Source organism: Mesorhizobium sp. B2-3-4 (genome assembly GCF_006442315.1).
Classification (GTDB): Bacteria; Pseudomonadota; Alphaproteobacteria; order Rhizobiales; family Rhizobiaceae; genus Mesorhizobium.
Window position 1 is genome coordinate 1 of sequence record NZ_VFVY01000042.1, and the last position, 3,269, is coordinate 3,269.

Sequence of the window (3,269 nt, forward strand, 5' to 3'; positions counted from 1 at the left end):
TAGCTCAGCTGGGAGAGCGCCTGCTTTGCAAGCAGGATGTCGTCGGTTCGATCCCGTCCGGCTCCACCACTTCTTCTGCGGATGAAGGGTGTCGAGTGGAGATGTGGTGGCAAAAGTCATTCGTAAAAAGAGTTTGCGGGGAAGCGTCATGCTCTCCCGCCTGTTCTGTTTGACATCGTAAAGAGAAGATTTGTTCGAACTTCATGAGCCGAAAGGTTTGTGATTTGTCGCAAGGGACGCTCAATCCCTTGCATATGATGGGTTTGCCTAACCGCGCCCTCGAACCGATCTCGAGAAGCTGGTCTTTTTGTGCCAATGACATCGAATTGGATCCCGCACAGGATCTGGTTCAGGCGACGATTTCTTCGAAATCGCGCGGACGCTAACTCCGTAAGGGGAAGGCAGAAGCGACAATCCTTCGGATTGCGCAGGTGGGCATTGGCAATGAGAACGATCAAGTGTCTTAAGGGCAATTGGTGGATGCCTTGGCATGCACAGGCGATGAAGGACGTGATACGCTGCGATAAGCTACGGGGAGGTGCGAATACCCTTTGATCCGTAGATTTCCGAATGGGGAAACCCACCTAAGGTGCTTGGAAAATCAGAGCTGCAGGGTGACCTGCGGCTGTGGTTTCCAAGTATCTGATATAGGTAACTTACCCTGAATACATAGGGGTAAAGTGGCGAACGCGGGGAACTGAAACATCTAAGTACCCGTAGGAAAGGACATCAACCGAGACTCCGGAAGTAGTGGCGAGCGAACCCGGACCAGGCCAGTGGCGATTGAGAGACAAGCGGAACCTTCTGGAAAGTAGGGCCATAGTGGGTGACAGCCCCGTACGCGTAATGCAATCAATCGTCCTCGAGTAAGGCGGGACACGTGAAATCCTGTCTGAAATTGGGGGGACCACCCTCCAAGCCTAAGTACTCGTGCATGACCGATAGCGAACTAGTACCGTGAGGGAAAGGTGAAAAGCACCCCGACAAGGGGAGTGAAAGAGTACCTGAAACCGATTGCCTACAAACAGTGGGAGCCCGCAAGGGTGACCACGTACCTTTTGTATAATGGGTCAGCGACTTAGTGTGACGAGCAAGCTTAAACCGGTAGGTGTAGGCGCAGCGAAAGCGAGTCTGAACAGGGCGTTCAGTTCGTCGCATTAGACCCGAAACCGAGTGATCTAGCCATGAGCAGGTTGAAGGTAAGGTAACACTTACTGGAGGACCGAACCCATAACTGTTGCAATAGTTCGGGATGACTTGTGGCTAGGGGTGAAAGGCCAATCAAACTCGGAAATAGCTGGTTCTCCGCGAAATCTATTTAGGTAGAGCGTCGACCGAATACCCCAGGGGGTAGAGCACTGGATGGGCTAGGGGTCCTCACCGGATTACCAAACCTAACCAAACTCCGAATACCTGGGAGTACTAGTCGGCAGACACACGGCGGGTGCTAACGTCCGTCGTGAAAAGGGAAACAACCCTGACCTACAGCTAAGGTCCCCAAGTTATGGCTAAGTGGGAAAGGATGTGAGGATCCCAAAACAACCAGGATGTTGGCTTAGAAGCAGCCATCATTTAAAGAAAGCGTAACAGCTCACTGGTCTAAATAAGGGTCTTTGCGCCGAAAATGTAACGGGGCTAAAGCCATACACCGAAGCTTAGGGTTCGCAGTAATGCGAGCGGTAGCGGAGCGTTCTGTAAGCTGATGAAGCCGTACCCGTGAGGGGCGGTGGAGGTATCAGAAGTGCGAATGCTGACATGAGTAACGTAAGGGGAGTGAGAGACTCCCCCGCCGAAAGACCAAGGGTTCCTGCTTAAAGTTAATCTGAGCAGGGTTAGCCGGCCCCTAAGACGAGGCGGAAACGCGTAGTCGATGGGAACCACGTTAATATTCGTGGGCCTGGAGGTAGTGACGGATCGCACAAGTTGTCCAATCTTATCGGATTGAACGGGCAGCGGAGCGGTTCCAGGAAATAGCTCCTCCTTATAGACCGTACCCGAAACCGACACTGGTGGTCTGGTAGAGTATACCAAGGCGCTTGAGAGAACTATGCTGAAGGAACTCGGCAAATTGCACGCGTAACTTCGGAAGAAGCGTGACCCTTTTCTACGCAAGTAGAGGAGGGTGGCACAGACCAGGGGGTAGCGACTGTTTATCAAAAACACAGGGCTCTGCGAAGCCGCAAGGCGACGTATAGGGTCTGACGCCTGCCCGGTGCTGGAAGGTTAAGAGGAGGGGTGCAAGCTCTGAATCGAAGCCCCAGTAAACGGCGGCCGTAACTATAACGGTCCTAAGGTAGCGAAATTCCTTGTCGGGTAAGTTCCGACCTGCACGAATGGCGTAACGACTTCCCCGCTGTCTCCAGCATAGACTCAGTGAAATTGAATTCCCCGTGAAGATGCGGGGTTCCTGCGGTTAGACGGAAAGACCCCGTGCACCTTTACTATAGCTTTACATTGGCATTCGTAGTGGCATGTGTAGGATAGGTGGTAGGCTTTGAAACCCGGGCGCCAGCTCGGGTGGAGCCACCCTTGAAATACCACCCTTATTACTATGGATGTCTAACCGCGGCCCGTTATCCGGGTCCGGGACAATGTATGGTGGGTAGTTTGACTGGGGCGGTCGCCTCCTAAAGAGTAACGGAGGCGCGCGATGGTGGGCTCAGAACGGTCGGAAATCGTTCGCTGAGTGCAATGGCATAAGCCTGCCTGACTGCGAGACTGACAAGTCGAGCAGAGACGAAAGTCGGTCATAGTGATCCGGTGGTCCCGCGTGGAAGGGCCATCGCTCAACGGATAAAAGGTACGCCGGGGATAACAGGCTGATGACCCCCAAGAGTCCATATCGACGGGGTTGTTTGGCACCTCGATGTCGACTCATCGCATCCTGGGGCTGGAGCAGGTCCCAAGGGTATGGCTGTTCGCCATTTAAAGCGGTACGTGAGTTGGGTTCAGAACGTCGTGAGACAGTTCGGTCCCTATCTGCCGTGGGTGTAGGAATATTGAAAGGATCTGTCCCTAGTACGAGAGGACCGGGATGGACGGATCTCTGGTGGACCTGTTGTGGCGCCAGCCGCATAGCAGGGTAGCTATATCCGGACGGGATAACCGCTGAAGGCATCTAAGCGGGAAACCCACCTTAAAACGAGTATTCCCTGAGAACCGTGGAAGACGACCACGTTGATAGGCCGGGTGTGGAAGAGCGGCAACGCTTGAAGCTTACCGGTACTAATAGTTCGATCGGCTTGATCGTTCTCATTCCTTATGCCCAT

Annotated in this window: 1 rRNA gene; it reads left to right on the plus strand. The window is 53.5% G+C overall.

Going from position 1 to position 3,269, the window contains the following annotated elements:
- Positions 1-452: 452 nt before the first annotated feature.
- Positions 453-3,250, plus strand: a 23S ribosomal RNA gene (locus tag FJ967_RS33205).
- The last annotated feature ends 19 nt before the right edge of the window (positions 3,251-3,269 follow it).